The sequence below is a fragment of the Candidatus Izemoplasmatales bacterium genome, from assembly GCA_041649275.1.
In the GTDB taxonomy this organism is placed as follows: domain Bacteria; phylum Bacillota_I; class Bacilli_A; order Izemoplasmatales; family Hujiaoplasmataceae; genus UBA12489.
Window position 1 is genome coordinate 1 of the sequence record JBAZNL010000013.1, and the last position, 14409, is coordinate 14409.

At 63.9% G+C, this 14409-nt stretch carries 16 protein-coding genes; 1 reads left to right on the forward strand and 15 read right to left on the reverse strand.

Going from position 1 to position 14409, the window contains the following annotated elements:
• From tsf to WC509_07005, 13 genes are all read right to left on the reverse strand, one after another.
• Positions 1-153, reverse strand: a 153-nt coding sequence (gene tsf, locus WC509_06945) for an elongation factor Ts (GenBank protein ID MFA5007187.1), incomplete at its 3' end; no start/stop codon positions are given.
• 112 nt (positions 154-265) lie between these two features.
• Positions 266-1243 (reverse strand): 30S ribosomal protein S2, encoded by a 978-nt coding sequence (gene rpsB / locus WC509_06950; protein ID MFA5007188.1) that lies wholly within the window; start codon positions 1241-1243, stop codon positions 266-268.
• Between the two features lie 170 nt (positions 1244-1413).
• A complete protein-coding gene (gene dut / locus WC509_06955; protein ID MFA5007189.1) occupies positions 1414-1857 on the reverse strand; it encodes a dUTP diphosphatase in 444 nt (147 codons plus the stop codon).
• Between the two features lie 138 nt (positions 1858-1995).
• Positions 1996-3117, reverse strand: a complete 1122-nt coding sequence (locus WC509_06960) for a type II toxin-antitoxin system HipA family toxin (GenBank protein ID MFA5007190.1) — start codon at positions 3115-3117, stop codon at positions 1996-1998.
• 449 nt (positions 3118-3566) lie between these two features.
• Positions 3567-4193 carry a uracil phosphoribosyltransferase gene (gene upp / locus WC509_06965; GenBank protein ID MFA5007191.1) on the reverse strand — a complete coding sequence of 209 codons (627 nt, stop codon included), beginning with the start codon at positions 4191-4193 and terminating at the stop codon, positions 3567-3569.
• Between the two features lies 1 nt (position 4194).
• Positions 4195-4641, reverse strand: a complete 447-nt coding sequence (rpiB, locus tag WC509_06970) for a ribose 5-phosphate isomerase B (GenBank protein ID MFA5007192.1) — start codon at positions 4639-4641, stop codon at positions 4195-4197.
• A 93-nt stretch (positions 4642-4734) separates the two neighbouring features.
• A complete protein-coding gene (locus WC509_06975) occupies positions 4735-5292 on the reverse strand; it encodes an L-threonylcarbamoyladenylate synthase (GenBank protein ID MFA5007193.1) in 558 nt (185 codons plus the stop codon).
• On the reverse strand, positions 5289-5960 hold the full coding sequence (locus WC509_06980; GenBank protein MFA5007194.1) for an HAD family hydrolase: 672 nt from the start codon (positions 5958-5960) through the stop codon (positions 5289-5291). Before WC509_06980 ends, WC509_06975 begins: the two co-directional genes overlap by 4 nt.
• Before the next feature lie 11 nt (positions 5961-5971).
• Complete coding sequence (locus WC509_06985) at positions 5972-6598, reverse strand: ribonuclease HII (GenBank protein MFA5007195.1); 627 nt, start codon at positions 6596-6598, stop codon at positions 5972-5974.
• A complete protein-coding gene (gene ylqF / locus WC509_06990) occupies positions 6579-7451 on the reverse strand; it encodes a ribosome biogenesis GTPase YlqF (GenBank protein ID MFA5007196.1) in 873 nt (290 codons plus the stop codon). The genes WC509_06985 and ylqF overlap by 20 nt, the downstream gene beginning before the upstream one ends.
• A 26-nt stretch (positions 7452-7477) precedes the next feature.
• Positions 7478-8299, reverse strand: coding sequence for a signal peptidase I (gene lepB, locus WC509_06995; GenBank protein MFA5007197.1), 822 nt, complete (start codon positions 8297-8299; stop codon positions 7478-7480).
• Positions 8296-10461: a DNA translocase FtsK gene (locus WC509_07000; GenBank protein ID MFA5007198.1), complete on the reverse strand. Its 2166-nt coding sequence runs from the start codon at positions 10459-10461 to the stop codon at positions 8296-8298. The genes lepB and WC509_07000 overlap by 4 nt, the downstream gene beginning before the upstream one ends.
• A 2-nt stretch (positions 10462-10463) precedes the next feature.
• Positions 10464-11279: a hypothetical protein gene (locus WC509_07005; GenBank protein MFA5007199.1), complete on the reverse strand. Its 816-nt coding sequence runs from the start codon at positions 11277-11279 to the stop codon at positions 10464-10466.
• Between the two features lie 116 nt (positions 11280-11395).
• Here WC509_07005 and WC509_07010 point away from each other — a divergent pair, with 116 nt between their 5' ends.
• Complete coding sequence (locus WC509_07010) at positions 11396-12220, forward strand: HAD hydrolase family protein (protein ID MFA5007200.1); 825 nt, start codon at positions 11396-11398, stop codon at positions 12218-12220.
• A gap of 50 nt (positions 12221-12270) precedes the next feature.
• On the opposite strand, the gene WC509_07015 is transcribed toward WC509_07010, so the two are convergent.
• Both WC509_07015 and ffh read right to left on the reverse strand, forming a co-directional pair.
• Positions 12271-12996, reverse strand: a complete 726-nt coding sequence (locus WC509_07015; GenBank protein ID MFA5007201.1) for a nitroreductase family protein — start codon at positions 12994-12996, stop codon at positions 12271-12273.
• Positions 12996-14405 carry a signal recognition particle protein gene (gene ffh, locus WC509_07020; protein ID MFA5007202.1) on the reverse strand — a complete coding sequence of 470 codons (1410 nt, stop codon included), beginning with the start codon at positions 14403-14405 and terminating at the stop codon, positions 12996-12998. Before ffh ends, WC509_07015 begins: the two co-directional genes overlap by 1 nt.
• Between the last annotated feature and the right edge of the window lie 4 nt (positions 14406-14409).

Genomic DNA, 14409 nt, shown 5'->3' on the forward strand with positions numbered 1-14409 from the left:
CTTCTTCTCGGCCTTGGCGATGCCCTTCTCACGGAGCCAGTCGATCGCTTTCGTCATATCTCCATCGACGGCGGTGAGGGCCTTCTTGCAGTCCATCATCCCGGCGCCGGTCTTGTCTCTCAGTTCCTTGACCATGTTGGCAGTGATGTCCATCGTGATTCCTCCTGGAAATTCTATAGTTAGTTTATCATAAATCCTTCCCGTCCACAATCCGCGGACGGTTTTTCCTTGAAAAAGGGGAGCTGTCGCCAGCTCCCCAACAGGGTTATTTCAGCGCGGCGAGGATGTCGGCCTTGCGCATTTCCTTGGTGATCGTGACGCCGCGGGTCCGGGCGATCTCGAGGAGTTCCTTGACGGTCTTCGCCGCGAGGTCTTCGGCCGGAGCCGGAGCGGGCGCCGGGGCGGGGGCGGGAGCGGGAGCGGGCGCCGGGGCGGGCTTGGCCGCGACCGGCTTCGCCTCGATCGGCTTCGCTTCGACGGGTTTCGCTTCGACGGGCTTCTGTTCGGCGGGCTTCGCTTCCGGAGCGGCTTCGACGAGGACCGGAGCGACGCCGCCGGCGGCGCCGCCGAGGGCTTCGACGATCGAGTCGGCCATCTTCGTCACGATCAGCTTGACCGAGCGGAGGGCGTCGTCGTTCGCGGGGATGATGTAGTCGACGTCGTCGGGGTCGCAGTTGGTGTCGACGATGCCGAAGACGGGGATGCCGAGCTTGCGGGCTTCGAGGATCGCGTTGGCTTCCTTGCGCGGGTCGATGATGAAGAGCGCCTGCGGGAGGTTCTTCATGTCCTTGATGCCGCCGAGGAACTTCTCGAGACGTTCCATCTCCTTGCGGAGGCCGATGACTTCCTTCTTCGGCAGAACCGCGAAGGTGCCGTCCTTTTCCATCTTGTAGAGGTCCTGCAGACGCTTGATCGACTTCTTGATGGTCTTGAAGTTGGTGAGGGTGCCGCCAAGCCAGCGCTTGTCGACGTAGTACTGGTTGGACCGCTTCGCTTCGTCGCGAACCGGTTCCTGGGACTGCTTCTTGGTACCGACGAACAGGACCTTGCCGTCGTTCTGGACGATGTCGAACATGGCCTTGTAGGCGATGTCGAGGCAGTCGCTGGTCTTCTGCAGGTCGATGATGTGGATCCCGTTGCGCGACGTGAAGATGTACTTGGCCATCTTCGGGTTCCAACGCCGCGTCTGGTGTCCGAAATGCACGCCTGCTTCGAGCAGGCTCTTCATGGAAATGACGCCCATTGCTTTGTGAATCCTCCTGTTTGTTTGATTTTGCCTCCACCGAGGTCAACGCTATCGCCGCCGGAATCATCCGGCTCGGGGCGAATCGCTCGTCGGTGTGTGTATTTTTTGCGGCGTGAATATTTTAACAAATATCCCCCGAGAAAGCAAGCATTATCCGCATGCCGGGGTCAATAACCCGTCGATCCGTGGCCGCCCCTGCGGACGTTCGTCACCGGCGCCTCGGCGTCGACGACGAGGAACTTCTGGAACACGCCCTGGCAGAACCGCTCGCCCTTGGCAAGCGTCACCGGCGCTTCGCTGAAGTTGTACACGTGCAGCTGGATGTGGCCTTCGTTGTCGGCGTTGTCGTAGTAGTCGGCGTCGATGATGCCGACGGAGTTCGCGAGCATGAGCCCCTTCTTCTTGGAAAGCGAGCTGCGGGCGTAGACCTGCAGGACCTCGTCCGGCAGCATGTACGCCTTGATCCCGGTCGGGACGACGGCCGTCCCCTTCGGCGGGATCACGGTGTCCTCGGCGGCGGCGATGTCGTATCCCGCCGACCCGGCGGTCGACCGTTCCGGCAGCTTCACGTTCTTCTCCGCATAGGCGGACACGATCTTGAAGCCGCGCATCAGGCGCCGCTCCCCCGGTTCTTCATGGATGCATGCATGTCGATCCCTCCGTTCGCGAGGATTATACCATCGCCGGTCGCGAATGTAAACCGGAGCCTTCGCACGAACGGGTTCGAATGCCGGAACGCGCCCGCGGTTTCACTCCCGTCGTCGTCCGATTCCGGACATGACGGCGTCCTTCGTTTGATTCAGGATGTCGGCGCATCGCTTCACCGAAAATTTCATGGTCTCCGCGATCGCCGTCAGATCGACATCCGTCGGGTTCCCCTTTCCGTTCACGGTCATCTCGTGCTCGACCTTGTCGGGAGTCCTGGTCAGGTCGTATGCCGGCGACAGGCGGTAGCCTCCACGTTCCTCGTCATAGAGGAAAGAGTGGTTCTTGCCGTGATCGTCCTTGTTTCCGATCAGGACGTTGAAACACATCCTGCGGTAGGCCTCCTCGACGTCTGTCCGATCGACGCAGATCTGCTGCGCGACCTGAAACAGGTGGACGTAGTCGAGGTTCGGGATGCGGTGCGACGTTTCCAGAAGCGAGGAGAGCGAAACCATGTGGATGCGTGATTCTCTCCTCCGGTCGAAACGCTTCGCTCCGAAATAGCCCGGACAGGTCGCGGACGGAAACAGCGCGTGTTCGTTCACGTGGATTCCGGCACGTTCCGCCAGTTCGTTCGTCTCGAATTCCGCGAGACCGATGTCGGCGGAATCGATGGACGACGGAAACTTGACGATCCAGTCTTCGCCATCGATGCGCAGATGCGCCTTCGGACGCGCGCCGCCGCTCGATCCACCCATGCGGACGAGCCGATCGAGGTCGACGGCGCCGTCCTTTTCCGCGAGGAGCGCGCGAATGTCCGAGGCCAGACGATCGAGATCGCTCCATTCCGATTCACCGCGGACAGCCCGACTCGGCTCGAAGGACAAGCCGCCGAGTCCGTTTTGACCGACGAGCGACAGACGGACGAGCGGCGACAGGCGGTCGAACTCGATCGCCTTCGATCGCAGGTACCGTCGGACGAGCAGTTCCCCCCATCCGTCGGGCAGCGCATCGTGGAAGACGCCGTACAAACCGTCGAAATGGCGCGATCCGGAGATGAAGACGCGGTCGCCGAGCGGGAGCGAGAACGGCGAGATGCTGAACCCTTCCGCGACCCATCGTTCGTCGTACTGGAACGCGATCCGACGGTCGGCGAGTTCCGCCAGAATTCCGACGTTTCTGCCGTTGTACCTGACGAACAGCTTCGTGATGTCGGCGAGGTTCATTTCAAGTTCCTCAGTGTCCGAATCACGGGTCGTGCGAACAAGGATTCGAAATCCTCAAGGCAACCGATCGCCGAACCGATCTTCACAAGCGACGCAAGCGAGATTTCCCCCTGCGACTCGAACCTCCGGATCGAACCGTAGCTGACGCCGGAGCGCGTGCTGAGTTGCTTCTGCGTCAGTCCCGCTTCCTTCCGCCGCATGACGAAACGGGACGAAAGCCCCCGAGTGACGGCGAGTTCCGTGCGCACCGATACGAATTGATTGATGTCGAAATGGTTTTCCATAGTGCTTAAATATTAGCATTTTTTTTCATATTTGTCAATAATTGCTAATAAATTAGCACTTCTACGCGGATTGAAAGCAATGAAGACCGGGATTGTTCCGAATCAGAAAAAGAACATCGCCGGAAGTCTTGTGCTTCCGGCGATGCGAGATGTCGTTTCCGTCTGTCAGCGGGTTCCGAAGAGGCGGTCGCCGCAGTCGCCGAGGCCGGGGACGATGTAGCCCACCTCGTTCAGCCGCAGGTCCTGCTTGACGAGGTAGATGTCCACGTCCGGGTGCGCCTTCTGGAGCGCGGCGATCCCTTCGGGACAGCCGACGAGGCCGACGAAGCGGATGTCCTTCGCGCCGCGCGCCTTGATGTGGTTGATCGCCACGATCGCGGACCCGCCGGTCGCGAGCATCGGATCGACGACGAGCACCGTCGCGGTCGCGATGATGTCCGGAAGCTTCACGTAGTATTCGTGCGGAAGCAGGGTCTTCTCGTCGCGGTAGAGGCCGATGTGGCCGATCTTCGCGGTCGGGATCACGAGCTGGATGCCGTCGACCATGCCGAGGCCGGCGCGCAGGATCGGCACGATCACGACTTCCTTCGCCAGGACCTGGCAGATCGTCTTCGTGATCGGCGTCTCGACCTCGACCGGACGGGTCGTGAGGTCGCGGGTGATCTCGTAGGTGACGAGGCTGCCGATCTCGTTCACGTTCTCGCGGAACGTCTTCGTGTCGGTCGCCTTGTTGCGGATGATCGCCAGCTTGTGCTCGATCAGCGGATGGTTGATGATCGTCAGTCTTCCCATGTCATTTGCCCCCTTCGAAGTCGGATATCATCTGGATGCGTTTCCGGTGCCGTTCGCCCGAAGCCGGTACGGCGTCGAGCCAGGCGTCGAGAAACGAAAGGACCTCGGGGAGGGTGTTCGTGCGGGAGCCGACGCAGAGGACGTTGGCGTCGTTGTGCTCGCGCACGGCGGATGCCGCGAAGGCGGACTGGACCGCGGCGGCGCGGATCCCCTTCACCTTGTTGGCGGCGATCGACATGCCCACGCCGGTGCCGCAGATCAGGACGCCGAGGTCGGCTTCCTTCGCCGCGACCGTCTTTGCGACCCGGAAGGCGTAGAGCGGATAGTCGGTGGATGCGGTCGAGTCGGTGCCGACGTCGACGACGTCGATCCCGCGTTCCCTCAGCCGTTTTGCGACGGGTTCCTTGTAGGGGAAGCCGGCGTGATCGGAACCGATGGCGATCTTCATGTTCGCACCTCTTTCCGGGCGCACGGACCCGTCCGCGCGACCATCACAACCATTATAGCAGAAACGAAGCGGAAAACAACGGGACGTTTTCGATCAGCCGATCACGACGGCGCCCTGGCGGAGGGTCTTCCGGAGGACGGGATCGTACACCGTCGAGGCGACGCCCGTCAGGTCGGGCCCCTGCACGAGGTAGTCGGCGACGCCGTCGTAGCGCGCGGCGTCGGCCCAGGAAAGGATCGACGGTTCGCTCGAGAGGTTGAGCGAGGTCACCGCCATCGGGCCGAAGCGCTCGAGGACGGCGCGGGCGACGGGGGAATCCGGGATCCGGATCCCGACGGTCGACAGGCCGCTCGTGACGTAGTCGGGGACCAGGGGCGACTTCGCGAGCACGATCGTGAGCGCCCCCGGCCAGTATTTCGCGGCGACGTCCGCCGCGGGGGAAAAGTCGAGCACGAGCGGCGCGACCTGGGCGGCGTTCGCCGCCAGGATCGCCATCGGCTTGTTCGGTTCGCGGTGCTTGATCCGGTAGATGCGTTCGACCGCCTCGCGGTCGGAAAGCAGGCAGCCGAGCCCGTACACGGTGTCGGTCTCGAACACCACGGTCTTCCCGCGGAGGTCGGTCTTCAGGAGTTCTTCGAGGGTGAGGATCATGCGGACGCCCTCCGGTCGATCGCATCGAGGAGTTCCTCGGGACGGGCGATGACGCGGCTTGCGCCGCCGCGGCGGAGTTCTTCTTCGTCGCGGAAGCCCCAGAGCGCGCCGATCGACTCGAGCCCGGCGTTCTGCGCCGTCTCCATGTCGGTCGCGGTGTCGCCGACGTAGAGGATCGCGTCCTTCGGGACGCCGAGGGCGGCGACGATCGCGTTCGCCGAGGTCGGGTCCGGCTTGACCGGAATCCCCGGCTTCTGGCCGACGACGAAGGCGAAGGAGCCTTCCTCGAAGTAGTGCGCGACCACGGCGCGGGTGTCGGGGTCGGGCTTGTTGGAGAGGACGCAGGCGCGGATGCCCCGGGCCTTGAGCGCGGCGACGGTCTCGACGATCCCGCGGTAGGGACGGGTCTTCCGCCGGGACCATTCGGCGTAGGTCTTCAGATACATGCGCCGGACGGCCTCGTGGGTCTTGGCGGGGGCGCCGGTGCCGGCAAGGACGCGTTCGACGAGGATGTCGACGCCGTTTCCGACGAAGCGCTTGTAGGTCGGGACGTCGAATGTTCGGAAACCGAACAGCGAAAGCGTCCGGTTCATCGAGTCGGCGATGTCGTCGATCGTGTCGAGCAGGGTTCCGTCGAGGTCGAAGACGACGGCTTGGATGGTGGACATGGCGTCTCCTCTCAGAGGTCGAGCGCCGTCTGGCGGCGCAGGACGGCGCGGACCGGTTCGTAGGTCCGGCGGTGGATCGGGCAGGGCCCGAGGCGGTCGAGCGCGGCGAGGTGCTCGGGCGTCGGGTATCCCTTGTGGCGGGCGAAGCCGTAGCCCGGATGGAGCGCGTCCATCCGGACCATGTATTCGTCCCTTGCGACCTTGGCGAGGATCGAGGCGGCCCCGATCGAGTCCGAGAGAGCGTCGCCGTGGATGATCGCGGTAAAGCCGATCCCGATTCCTGGAAGCGGCATCGCGTCGGAGAGGACGTGGCCGGGATGGGTCGACAGTTTCGCCAGGGCAAGGGTCATCGCCTTGCGCGAGGCTTCGTAGATGTTGATGGAATCGATCTCGGTTTCCGAGACCATCGCGACGGCCCACGCGAGCGATCGCTGTTTGATCTGGACGGCGAGTTCCTCGCGGCGCTTCGCCGAGAGCTTCTTGGAATCGTCGATGCCGTCGATCGGGTCGTCGGGATCGAGGATCACCGCACCCGCGGCGACCGGACCGGCGAGCGGTCCGCGACCGGCCTCGTCGACGCCGGCGACCAGCGCGATGCCCCGTGCATGGAGCGCACGCTCATGGTCGTATTTGGTCATCGACGGGGGCCTGCTCGAGCGTCAGGCGCCCGAACTTCTGGTTGCGGAGGTCGTGGAGGAAGAGACGGATGACGCGCTCGTAGTCGACGCCGTGGCCGGCGATGAGGGCGCCGCGGCGGCGGCCGATCGCTTCGAGCGTGCCGACGAAGTCTTCGGGATCGACCCTGTCGATGCCGTAGCGCTTCTCGAGGACGCCGGGATAGGTCGCGGAGAGGAAGCGGATGCCTCCCTGGACGACCTCTTCGAGCGGCAGGATGTCGTCCTTGATCGAACCGACGAGGGCGAGGTGGAGGCCGACGGACGGATCCTCGAACTTCGGCCAGAGAATCCCGGGATTGTCGAGCAGTTCGAGCTCGTCGGCGACGCGCACGTACTGCTGGGCCTTCGTGACGCCGGGCTTGTCGCCCGTCTGGGTGGCGGCGCGGCCGGCGAGGCGGTTGATGAACTGCGACTTCCCGACGTTGGGGATCCCGACGACGAGGGCGCGGATCGGCCGGGTCTTCATCCCGCGCTCGGCTTCGCGTTCGAGGGCGTCCTTCAGGACGATCCGCGATGCGCGGATGACCTCGGGCTTCGGATCGCCTTCGAGCGAGTTGGTCGCGATCGCGGCCTTTCCCTGCGCGCGAAAAAGCGCGATCCAGGCCGCGACCGCGGCGGGATCGGCGAGGTCGGCCTTGTTCAGGATCACGAGCCGGGGCTTGTTCTTGAGGATGTCGGACAGCATCGGGTTGGCGGAGGAGAAGGGGATGCGGGCGTCGAGGAGCTCGAAGACGATGTCGACGAGCCCGAGTTTCTCCTCCACCTGACGCCTGGCCTTGGCCATGTGCCCGGGGAACCATTGGATCTGTTTCATGCATGCCTCCTCGGGCGGAAATGGAATCAGAACAAATCGATCTTGACGACGACCTTGCCAAGCAGGTCGTCCGTCGGGACGAGCCCGAAGTAGCGGCTGTCGTTGGAATGCGGACGGTTGTCCCCGAGGACGAAGCAGAACCCTTCGGGGATCTCCTGGTCGAGGGGGATGTGGAAGTCGGCGACGTCGGCCTCGATCAGATCGCCGTTCAGCCAGACGCCGTCGGAGGAGACCGTGACGTGGTCGCCCGGCAGGCCGATCAGGCGCTTGATGAGCAGCTTGTCCTCGCGGGCGAGGATCACGATGTCGTCGGCTTCGTAGACGAGCGCCGGACCGTGGTAGACGAGGACGGCGTCGTTCTCGTAGAAGGTCGGTTCCATCGAGGGTCCGTCGACGACCGCCGGCGAGATCAGGAAGGCGTTCGCGACGACCACCACCGCGAGGAACGAGGGGATCACCGCGAGCAGGTCGAAGAGGTCGAACTGCTTCCGGAAGGATTCGAAGGACGACGACGCGGCGGCCGGATCGACCGTCTTGCGGCGTCTCACCGCCTTCAGGAAGTAGAGCGCGTATCCGGCGGTGAACAGGAGGAAGGCGTAGGTGAGATAGCTGAAGAACAGGCTCGTGGGGGTCACGTTCAGGTTCGTCGCGGCGAAGTTGAAGAGGAAGAGCCGCTGCCCCTGACGCAGGATCGCGATCACGATCACGATCGCCGCGGCGACGGTGAAGCGGACGAGCTTGCGCTCGGACTTGCGGATCAGCGCGATCTCGGCGGCGGAACGCACCGGCGTCTCCGCCGGGACGACAGGCTCGAGGACCGGTTCCTCGATCTTTTCGACGGGGATCATCGGCGGCCCAGCTTCTCCAGGATCTCTTCGAGCTTCTGGGGGGTGACGATGACTTCGCGCGGCTTCGTGCCGACGTTGGCGGAGACGATGCCGTAGAGTTCGAGCGAGGCGACGATCTGGGTGGCGCGGTTGAAGCCCACGGCGAATTCCTGGGTGATCTTGTTCAGGGAGCACTTCTCCTCGGTGACGACGAAGCGCGCCACGGGAGCGAAGAGGTCGTCGAGTTCGGCGGCGCTCTCCGCGTCCTTGCCGTTCTTGACGAGCGATTCGTGGGTGAAGAGGTACGCCGGGTACGCCTGGTCCTTGATGAAGGAGGTGATCGATTCGATCTCCTCGGTCGAGAGGAACGCGCCCTGGAGGCGGCGGATCAGGCCGTTCTCCGACAGAAGCATGTCGCCCTTGCCGAGGAGCTTCTCGGCGCCGGTGGTGTCGAGCACGACCATCGAGTCCGTCGAGGACGGGACCTTGAAGGCGAAGCGGGTGGGGATGTTGGCCTTGATCGAACCCTTGAGGATGTCGGCGGAGGGGCGCTGGGTGGCGAGGATCAGGTGGATCCCGACGGCGCGTGACTTCTGCGTGAGCTTGAGGACGTTCTCCTCGACCTCCGGACCGCCGCTGATGAGCAGGTCGGAGGCTTCCTCGACGATGACCACGAGTCGCGGCATCTTCTCGAACTCTGGATCGTTCGAACGGCGCTCGTAGTAGTCCTTCACGTTCACGGTGCGGAAATGCTTGAGGACGTCGTAGCGGCGTTCCATCTCGCCGACGGCCCACTTGAGGGCCTCGACGGCGAGCTTGGGATCGTCGATGATCGGCGTGACGAGGTGCGGCAGGTCGGCGAACTGCTGGAGGTCGACCTTCTTCGGGTCGATCAGGAGCAGTTTCACCTGGTCGGGCTTGTTCCGGAAGATGAGGCTTGCGATGATCGCGGCGATGCAGACGGACTTGCCCGACTGGGTGCTGCCGGCGACGAGCCCGTGGGGCATGCCCTCGATCGAGGTGTAGACGGGATTGGCGTCGATGTCGAGACCGATCGCGAGCAAGAGCGGGTCGGTCGAATGGATGAACTTCGGGTTGTCGACGACGTCGCCGAAATAGACCGGTTCGCGGATCTCGTTCGGGACTTCGATGCCGACCGTGTTCTTGCCCGGAATCGGCGCCTCGATGCGGATCGAGAGTGCGCGCAGGCTCATCTGGAAGTTGTCGGCGATGGCGGTGATGCGCTTCGTCTGGACGCCGGCGTCGAGGGCGATCTCGTAGCGCGTGACCGACGGTCCCTTGGTATGGGCGACGACCGATCCGGCGATGCCGAAGGCGATCAGGGTCTGGTTGATCGTATCGATGTTCCTCGCGATCCAGGCGTCGGTGCCCTCCTTCTTCGGCGGCGCCTTGCGCAAAATCGCGAGCGGCGGCAGGCGGAAGTCGTCGAAGTCGGTGACGACGCTCGCCCGCGCCTTCTCGGCGCGCGCGTCATCGGCGGTTGCGGGACGTTCGTCCGCAAAGATCGGGACGATCGGTTCCCGTGAATCCGGAGCCGCGGGTGCGGATTCCGGTTCGGCTCTGCCGGGTTCGGGGAAGAGGACGTGGTCCTGCTCCTCCTCGTCGATCGGACCGAAGCGGTCGGCGCCGAGGTCGCCTTCGGGATGTTCCATCGTGAAGTCCTCGGGAGCGTCCGGTCCGGCGTACGGATCGTCCGTCCTGGGCTTGTTCACGGCGCTGAAGAAGGCGTCGATCGAGACGTGTTCCTCGGGGGCGGGCGCCGGCGTCGGCGCCGCTTCCTCGGCGATGGCCTCCTTCTTGCGGGCGGCGAGGTATTCGGGGGTGATCTCGCCCTTCAGGAGGCGATGCTTGTCGGCGTTGTTGATGGTCTGAAACTCGTAGTAGGAATCGCCGTAGCGCTTCTTGGCCTCTTCCTTGGTGAGCACCTTCTTGGTGCGGAAGGCGTCGTACTTCTTGTCGATGTCGCCGGACTGGGAGCGGTCGTGCGGGACGACGACGTCGTCCTTCACCTGCTTGCCGAAGATCGGCGAGACGAAGCGGCGCTTCATCGTCTCCTTGTCCTCGAGGTCGGCGATCTTGGGGATGAAGAAGGTGCGGGTGTCCGGCGTCCGTTCGACGCCGGGGACGATCCGTTCCAGGACGCGTTTTTTCCGAAACAGCATGATCATCCCTCCTTCTGCGCGGGGCTATCGGGTTCCGCCGGCAGCTCGCCTTCGGCGTCCGCGGCGGCTTCTTCGATCGCGGCCTCGACCTTGGCGGCGTCGTCCGCGGGCGCGAACATCTTGCGGCTGTAGAGCTTGTCGACCTCTTTGCCGACGATCGCGACGACCTGCTTCGCGGCTTCCCGCGTGACGTATTCGGTAAGCGGCTTGATCGCCGCCTTCTTGATCCAGGTGACGGGGTTGGCCGCATGCATGATCGTCGAGACGGTGCCGAGGATCTTCGAGATCTGGTACTGCTTGTTCATCTTCATGAACTTGAGGTCGTCGAGCTGCTTCTTCCGGTTCACGATCTCGACGATGGTCGAGATCCGGTACCGCTTGAAGCGGCGGACGATCTTGCCGTTCAGGATCTTCTCGATCTCGCTTACGACGTAGCGGTCGAGGTCGATGAGTTCCTGCGGGGTCAGTTCGTAGATCGGATAGCGCTTGTCGGGATAGTAGTGCGCGGCGATCTCGTACATCAGTTCGACGGAGGACTCGAAGGCGGCGCGGAACCACGAGTTGCCGGCGGCGCCGGCGAGTTCGGGAAGCAGGTCCTGCTTCTTCCTGATGAGCGCCTTGACCTCGGCGTCGGTGAGCACGGCGCCGGCGGCGACGCGCGCCTTGTCGCGCTTCTTCTCGCGGCCGAGGAAGATCGCGGCGATCGAAAGGCTGCAGAGCGTGAAGCCGAAAACGGTGCCGGTCAGAAAATAGAAGACGGCACGGAAATCGGGGGGCCACAGCGCTGCCAGGAAGACTTGCGAAACGGTCTGGATCATCATCTTCGGACACCTTCCCATCGTGAAGATTATACCCTATCCACCCCTGAAAATCAAACTCATGTAACGTTTGCATCCGCCCCGCCTTTGTGAGATAATAAGACAAAGGTGAAACCATGGACAAGTATCTGATCGCTCTCGACCTCGACGGAACGTTGCTCTACGACTTCGACTCGCTCGACGAGTCCGTTTGCGCGTTCATGCGCAAGGTCCGGTCCGCCGGCCACCGGATCGTGATCGCGACCGGGCGGCCCTACCGGAGCAGCCGCTTCGTCTACGAGCGTTTCGGCCTCGACACGCCGATCATCAACTACAACGGCGGTCTCATCACCCATCCGCTCGATGCGTCCTTCCCGATCGTCGACTACACCCTCCGGAAGGAATGGATCATCGACATCTTCGACCACAACCTCGAGCACATCCGCAACGCCTTCTCCGAAGTCCGGGACACGATCTACCTCTACCGCGAGGAGACGGCGATCGAGCCGCTCCTGCACCGCACCCCCGACTCGCGCCTCTTCGTCGGACCGCTCCGCGACATCCTCACGCAGGATCCGAACGGCTTCATCATCATCGGGAAGCCCGGCACCGGCAAGGCGATCGAGACGTACGTGAAGAACCGCTACGAAGGTCTCGTCCTCGCCCGCGTCTGGAACCTCTCCGGCGAGTACGACTCGATCGTCGAGATCTACACCCCCGAATCCAACAAGGGCAAGGGTCTGAAATACGTCGCCGAATGGCTCGGCGTGCCGCCCGACCGCGTGATCGCGATCGGCGACGGCCACAACGACCTCGAGATGATCGCCTACGCCGGCGTCGGCGCGGCGATGCGGGGCAGCCATCCGGATCTCCTCCGGATCGCCGCCCGGATCGTCCCCTACGATCCGATCGACAACGGCGTCGTGCGCTTCCTCTCCGAATTCCTCGGCATCCCCGCCTGAGACCATCGAACAGAATGAGCGACCTTCCGCGGAAGGTCGCTCATTTCATTTCAGGGATTCAGGAATCGACCGCCGTCGCCCCATTCCCAGACGCCGTCGGGAAAAGCAGTGGCGACGTGGAACTTGGCGATCCCGAGGTCGATCGGGGTGAAGGCGTCGCGGATCCTGAGGACGGCGCGCACGACACCGTGTTCGACGTTCAGGAAGACCGGCCGGCGGTTGACCGCGGACGGTGCGAGCGCGAGCCGCGCGACCGCCTCGAAGAACCAGTCGGGTTCGGTGCCGTCGGTCCGGTGGAACCGTCCTTCGCCGCTTGCGCGGAGATGGGTCGAGAAGCGGACGAGCCGCTCGCGGGGGGAAAAAGCGGCGTCGACCTTCCCGAGGGTGATGACCCCGAAGAGGGTCCTCCCGGGAGCCAGGAGCTCCCCGACGCGCCCGCGGTCGAACGATCCGCCGACCCAGCAGGTGCCGAGACCGAGCTTCGTCAGCTCGAGGACGACGCGTTCGCCGAAATAGCCGCACTTCTCGGCGGCGTCGGGGTCGCTTTCCGCTCCGGCGAGGACGATGAAGTTCCGGACCCCGGAAAGCAGGCCATAGGTCTTCCTGATTCCGCCGAAGAGGTCCGGCCGATCCTTGACGTAGGCGAGAAACAGGCCGCCGTCGCGGTCGGCTGCGGCGACGAGGTCGCAAATCTTCGCGTCGGTCGCCGCATCGAGCGGATCGGGACGGTAACTCCGTCGGGATATGCGGGCGAAGATCGCCTCCCGATCGTCCATCATATCCGGAATCCGCCCTTGCCCTTGCCCTTGCCGGGCGTCTGGCGGATCGTGCCGCCGAGCCCCGGAAGCATCCCCGACTGCGCCTTCTCGACGGTCTCGGGGTTCATCTGGGACATGCGCTTCATCATCTGGCGCTGCTTGTCGAGCATCCCGATGAGGCGGTTGACCTCGGTCGTGCTTCGGCCGGAGCCGGAGGCGACGCGGTTGCGCCGCGAACTCGAGCGTTCGAGCAGTTCGGGGTTCCTGCGCTCCGCGAGGGTCATCGAATGGATGATCGCCTCGATGTAGGCGAGCTGCTTGTCATCGACCTTGGGCGAGTCGGCGAGCGCCCCCATACCCGGAAGCATCTTCAGGATCCCGGAGAACGCGCCCATGCGCTTGATCATCCGCATCTGCTTCAGGAGGTCGTCGAAGTTGAACTTCCCCGACATCATCTTCTCCATCATCGACATCGCCTCGGCTTCGTCGATCTCCTCCGTCGCCTTCTCGATGAGCGAGAGCACGTCGCCCATCCCGAGGATGCGCGAGGCCATCCGCTCGGGATGGAAGGTCTCGATGTCGGTGAGCTTCTCGCCGGTGCCGGAGAACTTGATCGGGACGCCGGTGACCTTGCGGATCGAGAGCGCGGCGCCGCCGCGGGTGTCGCCGTCGAGCTTGGTGAGGACGCAGCCGGTGACCTCGAGGGCCGCATGGAAGGCCGTGGCGACGTTGACGGCGTCCTGGCCGGTCATCGCGTCGACGGTGAGCAGGATCTCCTCGGGCTTCGCGATCTTCTTGAGGTCGACGAGCTCGTCCATGAGCGTCTCGTTCACGTGCAGGCGACCGGCGGTGTCGATCACGACGAGGTCGAAGCCTTCGGCCTCGGCGTGTTTCAGGGCGCGCTTCACGATCTCGCGCGGGTCGGTGCCGGTCCCCATCTCGAAGACCGGGATCTCGAGCTTCCCGCCGACCGTCACGAGCTGGTCGACGGCCGCCGGACGGTAGACGTCGGCGGCGACGAGGAGCGGCTTCTTCGCGTGGTTCTTGCGCAGGAAGCCGGCGAGCTTGCCGGCGGTGGTGGTCTTGCCGGCGCCCTGGAGGCCGACCATCATCACGACCGTGTACGGCCGCGTCGAGGTGAAGTTGACAAGGGCGGTGTCGCCGCCCATCAGCTTCACGAGTTCGTCGTTGACGACCTTGACGACCTGCTGGCCGGGATTCAGGCCCTTCAGGATCCGTTCTCCGAGGGCGAGTTCCCTCACCTCGTCGGTGAAGTCCTTGACGACCTTGTAGTTGACGTCCGCCTCGAGCAGGGAGAGGCGGACCTCCTTCATCATCTCGTCGATGTCGCGCTCGTTCAGCTGGGCCTTGCCGGCGATCCGCCGGAAGGTCATCTGCAGTTTCGATGTCAGGTTCTCGAATGCCATGGTT